Below are 19505 nucleotides of genomic sequence, written 5' to 3' on the forward strand. Positions count from 1 at the left end.
GATGAGCGTAGCACGGATCACGATGAGCAAGATGTCGGACGCTGGTCTACCTGTCGGCGTTCTTCAGCCACTCTTCCAATTGCCCCGTCAGGCGCAACGCGCTGATCTGTGCTTCGCGAAGCTGCCGATCGGCATCGAGAAGATCAAGATACTTCTGCCGTTCCTGAATGAGCGCATTTTGTTCGTCTTTTGGAGATGGTGGAGCGCCGCTATTGCCAGATCCCTCATTCAACTGAATCCGTAGTGCCTGAAGCTGTTGTTCCGCAATCTCACGCTCCAGCGCAGCGATCTCACTCCTTGCGGTGAGCTCTGCGAGTGAGTTGATTGTTTTTACCCGGCCTTCCAGGAAATCAAGCTTCAAACGATCCGCGTCAGACTGCGCGTGCAATGCGTCGGCCAGTGATTCCTTTGCCTTGGCACGTAGCTGAAGTTGAAAGATAGGGAGGTCCACCACCGTCCCTACAGTGAAGTTATCTGTCCGGAACGAACCGGGTTTGTAATAGTCCTGATAGTTATTGAACGTCGCGTAGCGGTCGTATTGAAAATTGAAACCGACACGTGGACGATACAGCTTTCTTGCATCGCCAAAAGCAACCTGGAATTTTGACCGCGCGTTGACGTACGCCGCGTGAATAGCCGGTACGTACTCGCTATCGCTCACAGTCTTCGGAGATGGAGGCAGCGGAATGCTGCCGGGAACGATGGAAAGGCCTTCAGAGGGCAGTCCTGTCAGATTCGCTAGGTGAGTACGTTGAAAAGCGATATCCGTGTCCTCATGCAGCCTGGCGAGGGTGATTTGAGCCAGGGCCAGGCGGGACTTTGTCAGTTCCATCCGATTGTCCTGACCGGCATCCATGCGCAAACGCACAATCTCCACGAGATGCGCTGCAAATCCCTGTTCCTGTTTCAATGCCTCAAGCCGCTGCACGTCGTGGTCCAGCACAACGCACGTACGGGCAGCATCTTCCGCTACGGCCTGGCGCGCGTCCGCCAATGCAAGATTGGCCGCTTCGAGTCCCATCCGCGCTGCGTCGATGTACTTTTTCTGGGCGAGATCAAAGACAAGTGACTGCGAGGTGACGTTATAGAGAGTCGGTTGACCGACAGGGAACCCGTAGGAGTAGCCCAGCCCTGAACCGGCATTCAATACCGGAATGAACACGACACGCGATTCCGAAAGAACAGCCGTCGCTTTGGCTGCATCTGCTTCGGCCATCTTTACCCGCGGGCTATTGCGAAGCGCCAGGTCGATCGCAGAGGCGAACGAGAGCTGCGCTTCAAGCTTCGCTGATGCAAGCAGCATGCATGCGAATAGCAGAGGCAGGGGATAAAGAGGAAAACGCGCGGTTTTCATGGACACTCTTCTGGAATCCTGTCGATACTTACCACTCATGGTACAGATTCGTCATCGCGAAAGGTTGACTCTAAAAGAGTTCACCTTCCTACTTTCCGCGTGAAAGAATACCCACAGGCGAAGCAGATCTGAGTCCTTTCTCAGAGCCTGCCATTTTCCCCCAAGGAGATTCTCTGTGGCTCAGCATGCCTGCAAACACTTCGCGCACCTGCATCCGGTAACCCCTTCCGCCAACGGCTGTGAAGAGTGCCTGAAGATGGGCAGCTCCTGGGTGCACCTGAGGATGTGCCTGGTCTGCGGACATGTAGGCTGCTGCGATTCTTCACCGAACAAGCACGCCACCAAGCACTTTCATGACACCAAGCACCCCATCATGCGCTCGGTCGAACCCGGCGAGAGCTGGGCTTGGTGCTTTGTGGATGAAGTCGTCGAAGAACTGCTTCAGTAGCTAGGGCGTATCGACAAATTTGATTTGTGTTTGTTCGGGATTTTGGGGCGTTCCTAGCCCACCCTAACTCCGTGAGGGTGGGGCACCCAGACGATCAGTCCAGATCGAAGTCCCGCAGCGGCTTTTCTGTCAGTGGACTCTCTTTGGCCTTCTTCACGGCCTCGGCGAACTTCTTGGCAAGCAGATCTTCCTTGTTCTTCTCTGCTTCCACTGACTGACGGAAGAGCGAATCCCGGCGGTCGTCCTGCTCTTTCAACGCAGCCGAGGCCTGGGAAAGGCTCTCAAAGGTGCGTTTCTTCGGTGCCGAGGTATGGCTGATGATCTGCTGCGTGACGGGATCGATCTTCAGGATCGCACCACAGTCCGGACACAACACTTCAAACCCCTGCTCGACCTTCGACTTCGCCATGGAGAGGATTGTAGTACGGGACGGCTTCGACCGTCCCGTAATTGCCCACGTTCGAAGCTAGCGGCGTGAACCAGCCAAATCGGCGAGTGCTTCGATCAGCAGCGGATGATCGTTCAACGACTCCGGCCGTGACAGCCTGATGCCGATCTCTTTTGCGAACTGCTGGAAGTTGATGTCGATGTCGTAGAGCACTTCGACGTGGTCGCAGACGAAGCCGATAGGGTGCAGCACGACCTCATCATAGCCGCGATCTTTCAGCGAGCGGAGGGAATCTTCAACCGTGGGTCCGAGCCATGGGCCTCCGCTGGCGCCTTGTGATTGAAAGGCGAAGTACCAGTCGTTAATGCCGGCCTTCTGTGCGACCAGGGCGGCTGTATCCTTGGCCTCGTCGGCATAGGGATCGGGGTTATCCCCCTGCACCGTGCGGGAGGGAACGGAGTGGGCTGTAAACAGGACTGCCCGCTTGTTATTGACGTCGATCGATATCTGAGGAACGCGTGTATGCAGCAGACGATCGGCGAAGGCTTCGATCAGCTTCGGATGATTATGCCAGCCTTCGACGAAGTCGATCTGGATGGCGGGAGTTTCGCCCAGGGCTTTCACCAGATCGCGTTTGTAGAGACCGATGGAGGTACGCGAGTTCTGTGGGGCCAGGCAGAGCACGCGTGCCGAAGTGACGCCGTCTGCCTTCATCTGCTCGATCACGGGAGCGATCAGCGGCTTCCAGTTGCGCATGGCAACATAAACCGGCTCGCTGATCTTTGTGCGTAGCAGCTCTGCCTGTCTCATTGTCCAACGCGTGAGGTGTGGCGGTTCAGGACCGGGCTCTTCGCGCAGGCCGATCTCGGCGTAGCGGTGCTGCAGCTCTTCGACGACGTGATCAGGAACCCCGCGGCCGGAGGTTACGAGGTCGAGGTAGGCCTTCATCTCGCCGAGAGTATCCGGCGTGCCGTGAGCGAGCAGAAGAATCGCGTGCATCGCTTTTATTTTAGTGCGCCTCGAGCGGAGGTAGCTTCAGACCTGAAACTGCTTGACCCACTCGGCGACGGCGATGACGTTTTCGACCGGTGTACCGGGGACGATGCCGTGTCCGAGGTTGAAGATGTGGCCGGGTTGGCCCGCGTTGCGGCGAAGAATCTCTTCGGTGCGATGCTTGAGCACATCCTGCGGCGCGAAGAGCGTAATGGGGTCGAGGTTTCCCTGCACGGCAACGTTGTCGCCTAAGAGCGTACGGGCTTCGTCAACGGGAATGCGCCAGTCGAGACCGAGGACGTCGGCACCGGTCTGTTTCATATGTGGCAGCAGGGAGGCCGAGTCGACGCCAAAGTAGATAACGGGAACGCCCATGGCCTGGACTGCCTGCACGAGACGCGTGGTGGCGGGAAGGACGTACTCCCGGTAGTCGGAGACGGAGAGCGCTCCTGCCCAGGAGTCGAAGATCTGGATGACGTCGGCGCCTGCCTCTACCTGTTGTTTTGCATAGGGGATGAGGATGGTGACAAGCTTGTCCATCAGCAAGTCCCACGCGCCACGATCGCTGTACATCAGCTTCTTGGCCTCGATGTAGTTGCGGGAGCCGCCACCCTCGATCATGTAGCTGGCCAGCGTGAAGGGAGCGCCAATAAAGCCGATGATGCCGAGCTCATCGCCGTCCGCGCGCGGAGCAGCAAAGTGAGCGCAGACCTTTTCGATGGCGCGGGCGACATATTGGAGCTCTTCGGCGCGGTCGGTGCGCAGGGCTGCGATCTGTTCGGCGGAGCGAATCGGCGTGTGTACGACCGGGCCCTCTCCATTGACGAACTCGAAGTCCAGGCCCATCGGTGTGAGCGGCAGCAACAGATCCGCGAAGATGATGGCGGCATCGACACCCAGGCGCTCGGCCGCGGTGATAGTGACCTCGGCGGCGATCTCGGGGGTGCGGCAGATCTCAAGCAGCGAGTGGTGCTTGCGTACGGCCATGTACTCCGGCATATAGCGGCCGGCCTGGCGAAGGAACCAGACGGGTGTGCGATCAACGGACTGACGGAGGCAGGCTCTTACAAAACGGCTGGACATGCAATTTTGATTCTACGTGGAAGGGGGAGCTTGAGGTTGAATGGTGGAATAGTTGAATAGGTCGGAAACACCATAGACCAAGGCTACTGAAGAGCATTTCCCCTGTTACAGGGATACCCGGCAACAGGAAAATGCTCTAGCGAAGCAGATTCACCGCTTCCGCTGATCGCTACGAAATGACAAACAAAAGGTAGTTCGATCTTTTGTCGTGTCGATCTTTAGTGAGCTGGGACGAGGATGAGGACACCGTTGCGTTGCAAGAGGGGTGTGTAGTTCTTGCGGATGATTTCGAGCATCTCCGGTGTGAACCGATTGGCATCGGTATCAGCTTTGGTGAGATCGATCGATTTGTCCAGTTGAATGGCGGCGATTTGGCGGTTTGCGAGCCGGCTGTAGAGCGGTGACGGATCGAGTTTGCCCAACTGGATGAAGCGTGTCGCGTTGAAAGGGTCGTAGAGATAGGGCTTGCCCGCCTCCGCGCAGAGCAGCAGCGACTCGCAGATTGTGGGACCGGGAGTTTGCCGCAAGACAGCGAGTGACTCACGATATGTCTGTTGTTGTTGACGCAGATGGCGGAGATCGCGAATGGGAAGACTTGTCTCGTTGTTGATGAAGAGCGGGAGCAGCGGCCAGAGAGCGATGGCCATCGGGAGATAAGTCAATGGCGACGCGGCTTCGCGCACTTCATCGAGGAAGATGCCAATCAACAACACCATGGCCAGCAGCGTGTCGAAGAGGGAGTTGGTGGCGACTCCAACTCCACCGGCAAAGAAGAGATTCAACACAAACGCGCATGCGAGCCAGATTCCGGTGATGCGAAGCGCAGGGTATCGGCGCGAGCGCCATGCCGTGATGCCGGAGAGCATGAGGAGAGGGATCAGCGGGCCAAGGGTGCCAATGCCGTTATCGAAGGCGTGATGCAGGGAGTATCCGCGGCCTGCGAGCAGGTTGGTGAGAAATGCCGAGCCCGCGAAGTGTTGGTTGATCCACAGCGAAAGCACGGTGGCCGGCATCGCTGTACCCAGGAAAAGAGTTAATCCACGCCAGCGGCGCGCCACCAGAAGATCCAGCGTGACAGCGAGCGGAATGTCGATAAGGTTGTGCTTGATATTTCCAGCGAAGACGAAGAGTAGTGCCATCAAGACAATCGCCGCTGGACGTTCGCGAAAGCGCAGATAGAGATAGAACGCTGCGAGAAAGAAAGGCGTTGCAAAAAGCTGGGGATCGTATTGCCCGATGTAACTGGGGGCGGAGGCCCCGACGACGCTGATGGTGAGTAGCGCGGTGAAGACGGCGGCATAGCGCGATCCTGCGAGATGCCGAACCATCGCACCCAGAAGCAGCGCGGAACAGACCAGGCCAACGATAGACAAGGCGCGCCCGGTATAGAGCAGATCGCCGGTCAGGTGCGAGAGCCACGCGGAGATATAAAACGACAGCGCGGGATAATTAACGGTATGCCATCCGAAACGCTCGGCATAGAGCGGCTGGTGCAGCAGGACGGTACGGGCGTTATAGAGATTCCAACCCTCGTTGTAGCCGACTTCAAGCTGCATACCGGAACGCATCACCGGAACAAACGCGGTGTAAGCGGCAACCAGAACTGCTGCGAGAAGCTGCTTGTGAGAGCGCTGCATCCTTACGGAGTTTAGCTGGAGAGGCTCACCGCGCGCCGTGTTTGTGGCGCTTCCCAGGTAAATATCTGGGTTATGGCGTAGTTCCACACAGAACCGATAGCGATGCCCGCGAGTGCAGCCAGCGCCCATGGCGTGTGCGAGAGTTGGAGGCGGTTGGCATAGGAGACAGAAAAGATGGCGCCAAGAGCACAAAGCATGAGGAAACGGAGGTAGCCGGTCCAGGCACGGGGGCCGCGCAGGCGGCTTTGCTGCAACGCATTATTGACCGCGAAGTTGGTGCTCATCGCGGCGATGGCGGCAACCGCCTGTGAGGTGAGAAAACTCGAATGCAGACCGAGATACATGGCCGCCAGAACAGCGAAATGAACCAGAAGGCCGCTGGCGCCGGTGAGCGCGAAGAGCGTGAGGCGCGGGCAGAGATGTCCACCGGTGAGTTTGTTCACGATGAGGAATAGATACTCGACGGCGACATAGAACGAGAGCTTGGACTGGCCATGCATGCGCGTACGGAAGCGATAACCAATTTCGCCGATGCGCGGCTTGCGATCGCTGGAGGCCAGCAGATCGAGCAGGATCTTGAAGCCGCCGGTCTGCAAGCGAGGAGCGGCGGAGCGGAAGAAGTCGTCCCGCACCAGGAAGAAGCCGCTCATCGGATCGGAGACCTCGCATTGACAGACAGAGCGCGAGAGCTGCGCGCTGAGCTGGCTGATGCGGACACGGATCCGTGCAAAGTTTCCCATGCTGCCGCCATGGGCGTTACGTGTTCCGATCACCAGGTCAAGATGCTCGCGGTGCATCTTCTCGATCATGCGGGGGAGGGCAGACTCATCGTGTTGCATGTCCGCATCCATCACCGCAAGCATTGGTGCGGTGGATGCCATCATGCCTTCGATCACGGCCGAGGAAAGACCGCGGCGGCCGATGCGATGGATAAGGCGGATGCGGCTATCCTGACGGGCAAGTTGGCGGACCACATCCGCAGTACCGTCCGGGGAGTTGTCATCCACAACGATGATCTCGTGCGGCATGTTTCCCAGGACTGTCTGCGTGCGGCGGATCGCTTCGACGATATTGGCGCGCTCGTTGTAAGTCGGCAGAATCACCGCAAGTTCAACGGCGTTTGATGCTTGTTGCAAATCGAGTTGGACAGCAAAATCGCTCATGCTTCAGGTCCTGGCAGGATTCGCGCTTTAGAGTGCGTGACCCGCTGTACCTGTTTTTGTTGCGGAGCAAACGGAATTGATTACACCCCGCGCCGGATTTGTCTCTATTGAAGCGGGCCTTCAGCACTTTTACATTTTTGGGGTCGGATACCTGGGGCATTGCCCAGGTCCAATCATTCAATTCTTCAATCCCTAGTGCATCTGGAACCGGATGGCTGTGCCGATCTCTGTAGCCTGTGGCTTGCCGTTGACCATGCCAGGGCGGAAGCGGTACTGGAGCACTGCGGCGACAGCGGCTTCATCCAGGCCGAGACCGGCAGGCTGGGCGATCTGTGGTTTGCTGACCGAGCCATCGGCATTGACGGTGAAGCGGACGATGACGACGGCAGCATACTTCAGCCTCCGGGCGGCGGGCGTGAAGTCGGGGTTGGCGCCGGAGAGCAGCGTCGGTTGAGTGCTGCTGCCGGAGGTTGTCTGGTTCTGGTCTTGTCCGGAGAAGGTCCCCAGAGAGGCATAGTGCTTCAGGTCAGGACCGCGCAGGCGGGAGGCTTCAGGCAGAGGAGGCTCGTTGTGGCCAAAGAACTGCGTGGCCGCTGTCTGCCAGTAGATAGGCAGGCGGGGAGCGAGGTCGTTGACGCTGTCTGCGAAGATGGCGTCGAGGGCGGCGGCGTAGTCGCCGGATGATGGCGGACTGATGTGGAACTGAAGGGGCTCAGCACCGCTGCGGTCTGCGGGGGCCTCGGCCAAGGTAAGGATGGGCACCCAGCGGATAGCTCCGCGGGCTTTGGCGTCGATCTCCAGGCCCATGCGGTGCCCTTCGAGCTGGAGCCCGTTCTTGAGTAGCTTGATGTGGTCGATTTTGACTCCGGCGAGGGTAAAAGGGAGCTCCGGATAGTCGTTCAGCGGGCGACCGTCGGCGGTGAACCAGAGGTTCGCGCCCTGCCAGCAGCCACGCAGCAGGAACTGCCGGCCGGAGAGACGTTTTGTGAGGGCCGCCTCGGTGGACTGGGCTACGGCGGAGGAACCCGTCAGGGAGAACAAGGCAAGCAGTGCAACGGAGAGGGAGAAAAAGCGCCGCATGGGGGCAGGGTACCGGATGTGGGCGGGATGGAACAATCCGGTTGGGACTCGATCAGAACGGGGCGAGGTGGAAGCTCTGGGTCATTTTGACGGCGACCGGGGTTCCATCGGCTCGGTGAGCTGGCCGAAAGACGGACTGACGAATCGCGTTCAGCGCGTCAGTGTCGATGCCGTATCCGGAGGGGTGAGTCACGCGTAGGCAGCGCGGTATTCCATGGGAATCCACCAAAAATTCGACAACGACCTCATGGACGTAGAGGGAACCCTTTGGCGGGGAAGGAAGGCTAAGTGCACTACGAAGCTCGGGTGACGTGATTCCGTTTCCGGGAGAGAGAATCGGTTCGTCGAGCTTGCAGGCAGGTTCGGTGGCCCACAGGCTCATCGTGCATGCCGCCAGAACCGCTCCGCCGATCCAATAGCGCGTCATTGCGGAAAAGTGTAGCCTGATTTTGGCCCGGGACGTATCAAGATTGACTCCTCCAGCAAAGTGGGCTACTGTTAAAGCTCGCGCAGTTCTGCGTCTTTTTGAGGCGAGAACTCCGCCGTGGATCCACCTGGGGCAGCCTGGGGTGAATGGGCAGAAAAGCCGTTCGATCGGCGATGAGGCCCGACTCCTGGTAGCGTCCGCTTGACGGACAAGGGACCCCGAAAGCACCCACTGCATTGAGCGCAAGTCCACCTGGCAGGTCCGGGCGCATCTTTCTTGCCCCGTTTTGGCCGTGTGGAAGCGAGATTTTAGTCGTTTTTCGTAGGATTTTGGTTTCAGGAGAAGCAGCAATGTCGACGTTTGTGCCCGGCGCAAAGGACATCAATCGCAAGTGGTTCGTGGTGGACGCGACCGACAAGACCCTTGGACGTCTTGCCAGCAGCGCGGCGAACATTCTTACCGGCAAGAACAGCCCGAAGTACACCCCGTACATCGATACGGGCGATCACGTCATCGTGATCAACGCGGAGAAGATCAAGCTGACCGGTCTGAAGAGCCAGCAGAAGATCTATCGCCGCTACACCGGGTTCCCCGGCGGTCTGCGCGAGGAAGCGTTCGACAAGCTGTTGGCGCGCAAGCCCGAAGCGATCGTTGAAGAGGCGATCAAGGGCATGCTGCCCAAGTCGAAGCTGGGCCGCCAGATGGCGACCAAGCTGAAGGTTTACCGCGGAGACAAGCATCCGCATCTGGCCCAGCAGCCTGAGGCTGTTGAGCTGACTGCATAACGGTAGAGGATTCGAGAGGATTATGGCGGATTTGGTTCAGTACTATGGCACGGGTCGCCGCAAGTCGGCGATCGCGCGTGTTTTTCTGCGTCCGGGATCGGGCGAGTTCACGGTCAACGGCAAGCCCCGTGACGTATACTTCGTGACCGAGCAGCAGCGTGCTTCAGCGAAGCGCACCCTGCAGACTGCTCAGCTCGAGGGGCAGTTCGACGTGGTGACGACGGTTGCCGGCGGCGGCGTTGCCGCTCAGGCAGATGCCGTGAAGATGGGCATCGCCCGCGCTCTGCTCGAGGTGAACCCCGAGCTGCGTAAGACCCTGAAGGCCGATGGCCTGCTGACCCGTGACGCCCGCGCCAAGGAGCGTAAGAAGTACGGTCAGAAGGGCGCCCGCAAGCGCTTCCAGTTCAGCAAGCGCTAGTCGCTGGCTTCTGGTTTTGGTTTGACCCGGCGGCAGCTTCGGTTGCCGCCGGCAAGTAGTTCAATTTCCCACGAACGGGATCAATCGGCCGCTCTGTTGTACCGGCTCGATGACCTGATGAAGGAGCCTCAATGGCAACGATTACGATGAAGGAGCTGCTCGAAGCAGGCGTACACTTCGGGCACCAGACCAAGCGCTGGAATCCGAAGATGAAGGAGTACATCTTCGGCGAGCGTAACGGTATTTACATCATTGACCTGCAGAAGACCTTGAAGATGTTCAAGGAAGCTGCGAAGTTCGTCACCGACATGACGTCTTCGGGCAAGACCGTTCTGTTCGTCGGCACCAAGCGCCAGGCTCAGGACGCCATCGCTGAGGAAGCCGAGCGCGCCGGTATGCCGTTCATCAACAACCGCTGGCTTGGCGGTCTGCTGACGAACTGGGTTACGGTGCAGAAGTCGGTCAAGCGTCTGCAGGAGCTGGACGAGATGTCGACCGACGGCCGTTATGAGCTGATGACGAAGAAGGAAGTCATCCGCCTGGAGCGCGAACGCAAGCACCTGAATGCCAACCTCCGTGGCATCAAGAACATGCGCCGCCTGCCGGATGCGATCTTCATCGTCGACTCGAACAACGAAGCTATCGCCGTTTCTGAAGCCCGCAAGCTGGGTATCCCGGTGGTTGCCGTTGTCGACACGAACTGCGACCCCACCGTGGTTGACTATGTCATCCCCGGCAACGACGACGCGCTCCGCGCCATCCGTCTGTTTACGACCAAGATCGCCGATGCCGCCTATGAGGGCGTGCAGATGGTTGGCGACAAGGCGTTTGCCGACGAGTACCAGGATGTGACCCCGGTTGAGACCGCGTCGCACTTCCTCGGTGAGGACGGCGAAGAAGGCGATGTCGTAGCTGCTGCTCCGGAAGCTGCGGTTGAAGAAGAAGAGACCGTCGATCTGGAAGCTGCCCTGGGTGGCGGCATCCGCAAGACGGAGAGCGAGACTGAGGTTACCGCCGAAGCCGGCGCCTAAGCAGATCACGAACTTTCACAAGGGAGCGTGGCTGCCGGTTCAATGGCAACCACGCTCTTTTTGTATGCCTGCCGCGTAACCGGGTATTGATGTGCGCGGGATGGCAGATCAACGAAGATTTGAACGGAAAAGAAGGGAAATGGAACATGGCGACTGAGACTGCAAAGATCGACGCAAAGCTGGTAAAGGAACTCCGCGAGAAGAGCGGCGCTCCCATGGGCGACTGCCTGAAGGCGCTGCAGGAAGCCAAGGGCGATATGGAAGAGGCATTTGTCGTGCTGCGTAAGCGCGGCATGGCTTCCGCGGCCAAGAAGGCTTCGCGCTCGACCAACGAGGGTCTGGTGGGCAGCTACATCCACGCCGGCGGCAAGATCGGCGTTCTGCTGGAGCTGAACTGCGAGTCCGACTTCGTTGCCCGCACGGATGACTTTCAGGAGCTGCTGAAGGACATCGCGATGCATATCGCCGCTACCGATCCTCGCTATGTCGGCAAGGAAGAGGTTACGGCCGAGGACATCGAGCGCGAGAAGGAGATCTTCCGCGCCCAGGCTGCCGCCAGCGGCAAGCCGGCCAACATCATCGAGAAGATGCTCGAGGGCAAGATGGGCAAATTCTACGAGGAGGTCTGCCTGCTGGAGCAGCCCTTCATCAAGGAGCAGTCGGTCACCATCGCGCAGCTTATCGCGCAGAAGATCGGCAAGCTTGGCGAGAATATCTCGGTTCGCCGCTTTGCCCGCTTCAAGATCGGCGAGTCCAACTGGACCGTCGCGACCACCAAGCTCGCCGCTTCGACGGAGGAAGCACAGGCATAAGTCTGCGCTTCAACTCTGCACCAGACGAGGCCCGGCGACAGCCGGGCCTTTTTACTTTGCCGCCAAGGCGATTCGCGCCACAGCGGCACTCAGCCTCGGTTCCCGCGCTTGCTCAGCGCGGAGATCAGACAGAAAGGAGAGCAGCAATGCAGTTGGTAGATAACATCCCGGTATGGGGAAAGCATGAAGAGAACACGCTGGAGCAGGCAAAGGTCTGTGCCCGCCACGCAGACTATATGGCCCTGATGGCCGATGGCCATCTCGGTTACGGCGTGCCGATCGGCGGAGTGATCGCAAGCGAGGGCCGTATCAGCCCTACGGCTGTTGGATTCGATATCGCGTGCGGAAACAAAGCCGTGCGTCTGGATATTCCGGGCAGTGAAGTGCGGCAGAACATCGCGCGCATCATGGATGACGTGTGGAATACGCTCTCCTTCGGTGTTGGCCGCAGGAACAACGAGGATGTGGATCATGCGATCTTCGCGAAGGACGGCCATCCGGGCTGGGATACCGACGCCGCGAAGCCTCTGAAGCGTAAGGCGCAGGCACAGTTGGGCACCATCGGCAGCGGCAACCACTACGTCGATCTGTTTGTCGACGAGCAGGATCGCGCGTGGGTTGGTGTGCACTTCGGCTCGCGTGGCCTGGGTCACGGCATTGCGACCTGGTTCCTGAAGGCTGCGGGCGCGAAGGACGGCATGATGGTTGATCCTGTCTTTCTGGACGTGACCAGTGATCTAGGAGCGCAGTATGTCGCCGCGATGCAGTTGGGCGGAGCCTATGCGTACGCAGGGCGTGACTGGGTGTGCGGCCGTGTGGCTCGCATGCTGGGTGCGAACGTGGTGGAAGAGGTCCATAACCACCACAACTTCGCCTGGCTGGAAGAGCACGGCGGCAAGCAGATGTGGGTCTGCCGCAAGGGCGCCACGCCTGCGTTTCCGGGACAGAAGGGCTTCGTCGGCGGCACGATGGGAGAGCAGTCAGTGATTCTGGAGGGTGTGGACTCTCCGGACTCGAAGACGGCGCTGTACTCCACCGTGCACGGCGCGGGCCGCGTGATGGGCCGTAAGCAGGCTGCCGGTGTGTACGACCGCAAGACCGGGGTGTGTAAGCGTCCCGGGCTGGTGACGCCGCAGATGATGCAGGAGTGGCTGCAGGCATCCGGTGTGGTGCTGCGTGGCGGAGGGCTGGATGAAAGTCCGCACTGCTACAAGCGTCTGCACGAGGTGATCGCGGAACATGGCGACACGGTGCGTGTGCTGCATACGCTGACTCCGCTGGGCGTGGCCATGGCGGGAGCAAACGAGTTTGATCCGTACAAGGATTGAACGACAAGAAGCCCGGCGAAAGCCGGGCCTTCTTGTAGTACTACCCATACTCTGGGTACCCTGTTGGGGTGGTCACGCGTAGCGTGAGTGGGAGATTCGAGGCGAAGCTCGAATAGTCTTTTCGTTTGTTATCCCGTAGGGATCTGCTTTTCTCTTACCTAATTGAGAAGCATCGGTTGAGAAGCAGATTTCTCCGCTCCCGTTGGTCGATCCACCCCGACCAGCAAGCTGGTCGGGGACCCCGGTCGCTACGAAATGACAGACAAAGGCGTTTCGAGCTGAGTTCGAACAACCCACCCATTGCTACGCAATGGATGCGGCACCCAATGTGTCGCCCCAAGTTAGCCATTCCGTTTCCCTCATGTAGTTTTTGCTGGACCACAGGTGGAAGTAGGGCATCCCATAGGGTATGCGGACACGTTCGACCCTGGCGGCTCTCCTCGCCGCTGTACTCTGCACTACATCCCTGTCCTCACAGACAGCAGCATCCACGCCTCGGACAGAGCGGAAGAAGATAGGTCTGGCTCTCGGCGGCGGTGGTGCGCTTGGCCTTACAGAGATCGGTGTACTGCGCTGGCTGGAGGAGCATCACATTCCGGTCGACGGTATCGCAGGCGCCAGCATGGGCGCCCTTGTCGGCGGGCTTTATGCCACCGGCCATACGCCGGATGAGATTCAAAAATTGACCAGCGATGAGGTGCTGGCCAAGGTCTTCCGCATTTCCAATGATTTCAGCGCCTTGAATTATCGCCGGCGCGAAGACCGCCGCAGCGCACCCAACTACATGACCATCGGCCTGAAGCACGGCATCAGTATCCGCAATGGTCTGCTGGTCGATGCCGGGCTGAATGCCTTTCTTTCGGCGCAGTTCCTCTCGTATGGCGACAAGACCAGCTTCGATCAGTTGTCGATTCCATTCCGCTGCACGGCGACGGATATCACCGAGGGCAAGCCGGTATTGTTTGCGCGCGGATCGCTGCCGGAGTCGATCCGTGCTTCCATCTCGCTGCCGGGAATCTTTCCGCCGGTGGAGAGAGACGGACACACCTATGTGGACGGCGGTGTGCTCGAGAACCTGCCGACACAAACTCTGAAGTCTGACCTTCATGATGATGTGATCCTCGCGGTCTCGATGCCTCTGGTAAAACTGGCGCCAAACAACACCAGCCTGCTGGGAACGCTACAGCGGTCATTCTCAGTGGCGATCTGGGGCAATGAATTGCAGTCGCGGCGGCTGGCGGATGTCGTCATCGAGCCGCAGACCGGCAACATGACGACGATGGACTATGCCAGGGCTGAAGACCTGGCCAAGCTGGGGTACGACGCTACCGAGGCGCAGAAAGCCAAGCTGATGGCCTACGCCGTCTCCGACGCGGAGTGGGCGGCGTATCTTGCGAACCGGACTTCGAGGACGGCGGACAAGCCGCGCAACATCGCCTCCATCAAGGTGGAGACCGAAAACCACGAGGTGAAGGAGGCGGTGGAGCACAAGCTGCAGAAGCTGGTAGGCCAGCCCGCCGAAGCTATTGTGATCGACAAGCGGCTGGATGAGCTACGGGCAGACGAACGCTACGAGGCGACCTACCAGGTTAGCTATCCGAAGGGGCCCATTCGCGGTGTGCGTGACGCGGAGATCACTGTGAAGCTGGCTGATAAGGAGAACGGGCCTCCGTTCATTCTTATCGGCATCAACGGCCAGGCGCAGTCGGGCCAGACGCCGCGCTTCACGCTCGACCTTACGTACCTGCACCAGGACTTCGGACGGTACGGCTCGGAACTTCGCGGCTCCGCGCATCTTGGCTGGTTGCAGCAGTTCGACCTGGAATACTACCGCCTGCTGAATGCACGCGGTATCTTTATCGCTCCGCATGGAGAGTTCACCAGGCGACCTTATTTCATTTACCACGATCAGAATCGCCTGTCGGAACGGCTATGGCAGCAGGGCGGAGGCGGCGTCGATGTGGGATATACCTACAACCACAACACTGAGGTGCGTGCCGGCTGGCAGGCATGGAGCCAGCGCTGGGTTACCAAGACGGGCAACGACGGCCAGGGCGATTCATCGCAGGTGGCACATCTCTTCGATGTGCGCTATGCCCACGACGCGCAGGATCGTGCCGAGGTGGCCCAGCGTGGATTCCACTACAACTTCGGGGCCGGCTATCTGAAGGCAGGCGAGCAGGCGGCCGCGGCTCCACGAATCGTCGGCAAGTTTCAGTTCGCTCATACCATCGGAGGCAATAGCTTCCTCGCTGCGGCAGAAGGTGGCACGTTGTTCAATCGCGATGTGGCCCAGCCTTACCGATTCACTCTGGGCGGGCCTGGGAGGCTTTCCGCCTCAGCCTTTGAGGAGTATCGCGGAACAGATTACTTCTACCTTCGCGAAGCGTATCTACGCAGGATTGCAAAGCTGCCTGATCCTCTAGGACAGAACATCTATCTGGCGATCGCATATGAGGCAGGACAAATGCGTGCTCCACGATCGATCGGTGTCACAGGCACAGACTACGCTCAGCCGGCCTCAAGCTTCCTGCGGCAGGATGTCATGTTCGGTGTGCTGGCAGAGACGCCGTTCGGTGTGATCAGCTTCGGTCCAGCGCTTGGCGATGCAGGCAGGAGGAAGTTGAGCTTCACGATTGGACGCTCGTTTTAGAGCGGGTTGGATGGTTGAATAGTTGAATGGTTGAATAGTGCACAAAACGCATCGCACGGTTTGGTAATTTTGGCTCACCAGACTGCGGTTCAATAGCTGGTTGGTTTGCTCTCACCATTCAACTATTCAACCCGCTTCATTTACCGTCTCTCAGCCGTATCGCGAGCCGATCGGGCAGTCCTGCCATCAGGATCTTGCCCTGGGCTTTGATGATGTCGTAGGGCAGGCGGTGGAAGGTGACGGTGGCCTCGTCGGTGTCGTAGATGGCGCAGGCGACGCGCCAGTCGCCGTCGCGGGGCTGGCCGGCAGAGCCTGGGTTGATGAGGTAGCGGCACTCGGGGTCGAGCTTCAGGACCCAGGTCTCGGCAACTTCGCGGGAGCGATACTCGGGAATCAGTTCGCGCCAGGCAGTCCCTTGCTGGATGAAGCCTCCCTGCACATGCGTATGCCCGAAGAACGTCAGCGGCTGCTGCATCTGCTGTAGCGGCGCCCAGGCATCGCGCACGTTGAGGATGTAGTCGTCTTCGTCGAGTGGAGAGCCATGCACGCAAGCCACAGCAACTCCCTCGGGGTAAATGGGGCCTTGAGGCATGGCGCGTACCCAGTCGATGTTGCTGGGCGAGAGCGCCTCCTGTGTCCACAAGGCCGCTGCGCGGGCGATGGGATTGAAGTTCAGGGAAGAGGTCAGGCCAGCGGCGACGCGGTCATGATTGCCGCGGACATGCAGTGAGCCAACGGCGCGAATCTTTTCGACAACATCGTTGGGACTGGCGCCGTAACCGACAACGTCACCGAGGTCCCACACCCGGTCGACGGCGCCGGCGGCTTCGAGGACAGCCTCCAAGCCTTCCAGACTTCCGTGAATATCCGAGAGAACAAGTGCGCGCATAACAGATAAATTCGGTGTTCGGCGCGCAACGGGTATGGGTTGGGCCTGCACACCAATGTAACAAGATTGCGCGGAAAGCTAAAAGCTTGAAAATGCGGGATAAGCGGAATCCTGCAACGAGAAGCGAGGGCTCTTACACCTGCGCGAGCGGTTTCGAGCGGTCTGTTTGCATGGTAGGGGCAGAGGCCAGCAGGCGCTGCGTATAGGGATGCTGCGGCTGGTGGAAGATCTCGTGGACTGTCGCCTGTTCGACGATGTGGCCATGCTGCATGACAGCGACTCTGTCCGACGTCTGGGCGACGACCGCCAAGTCGTGCGAGATGAAGAGCATGGAAAGACCGTGGCGTTCGCGCAGGTCCGCCAGCAGACGCAGAATCTGTGCCTGGACGGTGACGTCGAGCGCGGTTGTCGGTTCGTCCGCGATGAGCAGCCGGGGCTGGTTCACGATCGCCATAGCGATCAGGATGCGCTGCCGCTGGCCGCCGGAGAACTGGTGTGGACAGTCGTCGTAGCGGCGGGTGGGGTCGGGCATGGAGACCTGCGCGAGCGCCTCCAGAACGCGCTCCTTCACCTCCGCGCGGGAGAGGCGGGGATGATGCGCGCGTACCGCCTCGGCGATCTGAGCGCCGATGGTGGAGACCGGGTTAAGCGCGGTCATCGGCTCCTGGAAGATCATCGCGATCTCGCGGCCGCGTACCTGCCGCATAGCTTCTGTCGAGAGAGTCTGCAGATCGCGCCCGTCGAAGCGGATCTGGCCGCGTACCTGCGCCGAGGGAGGCAACAGCCGCAAGACGGCCAGTGATGTGGCGGATTTACCACTACCTGACTCTCCCACAAGCCCCAGCGATTCCCCGGCGGCTACCTCGAGGTCGATGCCATCGACCGCGGCGCGCTCTCCGCCGAAGGAGACCTGCAGGTTGCGGACTTCGAGCAGTGGGCTGGTCACTATTCCGCTACTTCCGCCAGTGCGGCGAGTGTCTTTTCCAGCGATGCGGTGTCTTCGACGTTGAGGGCCTTCTGGTTGCGGTCGATCTGGCGCATCAGGCCGGTGAGCACGCGTCCGGGGCCAACCTCGATAAAGTGGGTCGCACCCTGGGCAACGAGCGTCTGCACGCACTCAACCCAGCGAACAGCGCCGGTGACTTGGCGGATGAGGGCATCGCGGGATTCGGCACGGCGATGTTCCACACGGGCGTCGACGTTGCAGACGATAGGGATGTGCGGGTCATGGAAGTTGACCTGTTCCAGGTAGCTGGCAAGCTGATGCTGGGCCGGAGCCATCATGGCCGAATGGAAGGGGGCACTTACCGGCAGCATGACGACGCGCTTTGCGCCGGCCTCTTTGCAGAGTTCTGCAGCGAGTTCCACACCCTTGATAGCGCCAGAGATCACGGTCTGTTCCGGGGCGTTGAGGTTAGCGGCGGAGACGACCGAATCGGTCTCATCCCAGGCGCGGGTGCAGAGCTCTCCAATGGTGGCGGCGGGCAGGCCCAGAACCGCGGCCATGGTGCCCTGGCCGGCGGGGACAGCTTCCTGCATGAACTTGCCGCGGTTCTTTACGGTGCGGACGGCGTCGGCAAAGCTGATCGTGCCGGCGGCAACATGGGCAGAGTATTCGCCAAGTGAGTGTCCGGCGGCGATGGCCGGCCGAATGCCCTTCTCTTCGAGCACGCGAAGGACGGCCACGGAGACCGTCAGGATCGCAGGCTGCGTATTTTCCGTGAGCTTCAGCTCCTCTTCCGGGCCTTCGAAGCAGAGCTTCGAGAGCGGAAACCCAAGCGCAGCATCGGCTTCGTCAAAGACCGCTTTTGCGACTGGAAAATTGTCATAGAGATCGCGGCCCATGCCGACCGCCTGGGAACCCTGCCCAGGAAAGAGAAAAGCCAGTTTTTGCATGCTCATAGGGGCATGGTAAATGAAGCAACAGTTGCCAGTTAACGGTTGCCAGTTGCCAGTTGGAGGCTTAGTGGCGGTTTCTGTAGGTCGGTTAAATACTTAAGGCATGGGAGAGATCGAATTCTCGACTCTACCCATGCCTTAACGCGTGAACTGGAAACTGTTAACTGGCAACCTGCCTTTAGATTCCTACGCCGAACTCCACATCCTGCATCTCGTCGCCTGCGTGCGAGTAGGCGTCGTAAGGGGTGCGGCGATTGAACTTGTAGCGTTGGCGCAACTCGCGGCCTACGAAGAGGCCCAGAGCAACGGCGCCGAGGCCGGCGGAGACCCAGCCGACGGTCTTCAGCACGCGCGAGCGCGAGGGCTCGCTGCTGGGTAGAGATTCAATCACTACGGCAGGAATCTTATCGAGCCTTGTGCCAAAAATGCGGCGCTTTCCAAACGGCTTCATGCCATGCATCATAACGCACCATCGGCATGGCTTGCAGAAAGCCTTAGTTTCCGGGGAAATTTTCTGTCCATGAGTAACCAACTCGTCAACTTCGGGTTCTTAAGAAGGTGATGAAGATGCGTTCCTGGCTTCGTTTTCTGGCATTACCGCTGCTGGCTCTGTCATTTAGCGCCGGCTCCGGTGCGCAGCAACCCTTGATGAACCGTATCCCCGAGGGGGTGGAGATGATGGGCTCCGCCGGATCGCGCTCCAGCTTCAGCTTTGACAAGGCAATGTTGGACTCCGCGGATTCGCTGATAGCGGATGAAGACGCTCGCCGAGCTGCCGCGGCGATCCACGGAATTACCGTAACCAACTATCACTTCCGCGACGAGATCGGCTATGACCCGCAGCAGATGGCGTCGGTAGCCGCTGAGTACAAAGCCGCGGGGTGGAAGCACCTGGTAAATGCAAACCAGCGCGATCCCGGAACAGGGACCGATCTATGGATGCACTTCAGCGGAGCACAGATTGACGATGTCTCGGTACTGATCCGCCAGTCTCGCCAGATGAGTTTCATCTCGATCTCATGCCAGCTTCGTCCGCTGGATCTATTGCATCTGAGCGGTCACTTCGGGATTCCGAAGGTGGATCCGAATGCAGTGATGGTACCTGCTCCCTGAGAAA

General features: G+C 59.4%; 20 protein-coding genes. 8 read left to right on the forward strand and 12 right to left on the reverse strand.

Translation table 11 applies throughout. From position 1 onward, the window contains the following. Positions 1-46: 46 nt before the first annotated feature. Positions 47-1354 (reverse strand): TolC family protein, encoded by a 1308-nt coding sequence (locus FTW19_RS06795; protein ID WP_187143338.1) that lies wholly within the window; start codon positions 1352-1354, stop codon positions 47-49. Between the two features lie 175 nt (positions 1355-1529). On the opposite strand from FTW19_RS06795, the gene FTW19_RS06800 reads away from it, so the two are divergent. Next, a complete protein-coding gene (locus FTW19_RS06800) occupies positions 1530-1802 on the forward strand; it encodes a ubiquitin carboxyl-terminal hydrolase 14 (protein ID WP_246153620.1) in 273 nt (90 codons plus the stop codon). 94 nt (positions 1803-1896) lie between these two features. Here the strand turns inward: FTW19_RS06800 and FTW19_RS06805 are convergent, their stop codons facing one another. From FTW19_RS06805 to FTW19_RS25725, 7 genes are all read right to left on the reverse strand, one after another. Next, positions 1897-2211 (reverse strand): hypothetical protein, encoded by a 315-nt coding sequence (locus FTW19_RS06805; RefSeq protein WP_147646918.1) that lies wholly within the window; start codon positions 2209-2211, stop codon positions 1897-1899. Between the two features lie 57 nt (positions 2212-2268). Beyond that, positions 2269-3189: a ferrochelatase gene (gene hemH / locus FTW19_RS06810; protein WP_147646919.1), complete on the reverse strand. Its 921-nt coding sequence runs from the start codon at positions 3187-3189 to the stop codon at positions 2269-2271. A gap of 36 nt (positions 3190-3225) precedes the next feature. After that, positions 3226-4266 (reverse strand): uroporphyrinogen decarboxylase, encoded by a 1041-nt coding sequence (hemE, locus tag FTW19_RS06815; RefSeq protein WP_147646920.1) that lies wholly within the window; start codon positions 4264-4266, stop codon positions 3226-3228. 218 nt (positions 4267-4484) lie between these two features. Beyond that, a complete protein-coding gene (locus tag FTW19_RS06820; protein ID WP_147646921.1) occupies positions 4485-5903 on the reverse strand; it encodes an ArnT family glycosyltransferase in 1419 nt (472 codons plus the stop codon). Between the two features lie 11 nt (positions 5904-5914). Beyond that, on the reverse strand, positions 5915-7066 hold the full coding sequence (locus FTW19_RS06825; protein ID WP_147646922.1) for a glycosyltransferase family 2 protein: 1152 nt from the start codon (positions 7064-7066) through the stop codon (positions 5915-5917). Positions 7067-7258: 192 nt separating this feature from the next. Then, positions 7259-8146 carry an energy transducer TonB gene (locus tag FTW19_RS06830; protein ID WP_147646923.1) on the reverse strand — a complete coding sequence of 296 codons (888 nt, stop codon included), beginning with the start codon at positions 8144-8146 and terminating at the stop codon, positions 7259-7261. A 52-nt stretch (positions 8147-8198) separates the two neighbouring features. After that, positions 8199-8573, reverse strand: coding sequence for an energy transducer TonB (locus FTW19_RS25725; RefSeq protein ID WP_187143341.1), 375 nt, complete (start codon positions 8571-8573; stop codon positions 8199-8201). Between the two features lie 350 nt (positions 8574-8923). Between FTW19_RS25725 and rplM the strand changes: the two genes are divergently transcribed. From rplM to FTW19_RS06865, 6 genes are all read left to right on the forward strand, one after another. Continuing rightward, on the forward strand, positions 8924-9358 hold the full coding sequence (gene rplM / locus FTW19_RS06840; RefSeq protein WP_147646925.1) for a 50S ribosomal protein L13: 435 nt from the start codon (positions 8924-8926) through the stop codon (positions 9356-9358). 22 nt (positions 9359-9380) lie between these two features. After that, positions 9381-9776 (forward strand): 30S ribosomal protein S9, encoded by a 396-nt coding sequence (rpsI, locus tag FTW19_RS06845; protein WP_147646926.1) that lies wholly within the window; start codon positions 9381-9383, stop codon positions 9774-9776. A gap of 131 nt (positions 9777-9907) precedes the next feature. Beyond that, positions 9908-10807 (forward strand): 30S ribosomal protein S2, encoded by a 900-nt coding sequence (gene rpsB, locus FTW19_RS06850; protein WP_147646927.1) that lies wholly within the window; start codon positions 9908-9910, stop codon positions 10805-10807. 146 nt (positions 10808-10953) lie between these two features. After that, positions 10954-11619 (forward strand): translation elongation factor Ts, encoded by a 666-nt coding sequence (gene tsf / locus FTW19_RS06855; protein ID WP_147646928.1) that lies wholly within the window; start codon positions 10954-10956, stop codon positions 11617-11619. 146 nt (positions 11620-11765) lie between these two features. Next, the gene (locus FTW19_RS06860; protein ID WP_147646929.1) at positions 11766-12947 is read left to right on the forward strand and encodes an RtcB family protein; all 1182 of its coding nucleotides are present in this window, start codon (positions 11766-11768) and stop codon (positions 12945-12947) included. Between the two features lie 409 nt (positions 12948-13356). Continuing rightward, on the forward strand, positions 13357-15600 hold the full coding sequence (locus FTW19_RS06865; RefSeq protein WP_147646930.1) for a patatin-like phospholipase family protein: 2244 nt from the start codon (positions 13357-13359) through the stop codon (positions 15598-15600). Positions 15601-15736: 136 nt separating this feature from the next. Here FTW19_RS06865 and FTW19_RS06870 read toward each other — a convergent pair whose 3' ends face one another. From FTW19_RS06870 to FTW19_RS06885, 4 genes are all read right to left on the reverse strand, one after another. Further along, entirely contained in the window at positions 15737-16489 is a 753-nt protein-coding gene (locus tag FTW19_RS06870) for a metallophosphoesterase family protein (protein WP_147646931.1), read from the reverse strand. 133 nt (positions 16490-16622) lie between these two features. Next, positions 16623-17438, reverse strand: a complete 816-nt coding sequence (locus FTW19_RS06875; protein WP_147650514.1) for an ABC transporter ATP-binding protein — start codon at positions 17436-17438, stop codon at positions 16623-16625. Then, the gene (gene fabD, locus FTW19_RS06880) at positions 17435-18385 is read right to left on the reverse strand and encodes an ACP S-malonyltransferase (RefSeq protein ID WP_147646932.1); all 951 of its coding nucleotides are present in this window, start codon (positions 18383-18385) and stop codon (positions 17435-17437) included. The genes FTW19_RS06875 and fabD overlap by 4 nt, the downstream gene beginning before the upstream one ends. 181 nt (positions 18386-18566) lie before the next feature. Beyond that, entirely contained in the window at positions 18567-18839 is a 273-nt protein-coding gene (locus FTW19_RS06885; RefSeq protein WP_147646933.1) for a hypothetical protein, read from the reverse strand. Positions 18840-18949: 110 nt separating this feature from the next. Here FTW19_RS06885 and FTW19_RS06890 point away from each other — a divergent pair, with 110 nt between their 5' ends. Beyond that, positions 18950-19501, forward strand: coding sequence for a hypothetical protein (locus FTW19_RS06890; protein ID WP_147646934.1), 552 nt, complete (start codon positions 18950-18952; stop codon positions 19499-19501). Positions 19502-19505: the final 4 nt, after the last annotated feature.

It is taken from the genome of Terriglobus albidus (assembly GCF_008000815.1).
Classification (GTDB): Bacteria; Acidobacteriota; Terriglobia; order Terriglobales; family Acidobacteriaceae; genus Terriglobus; species Terriglobus albidus_A.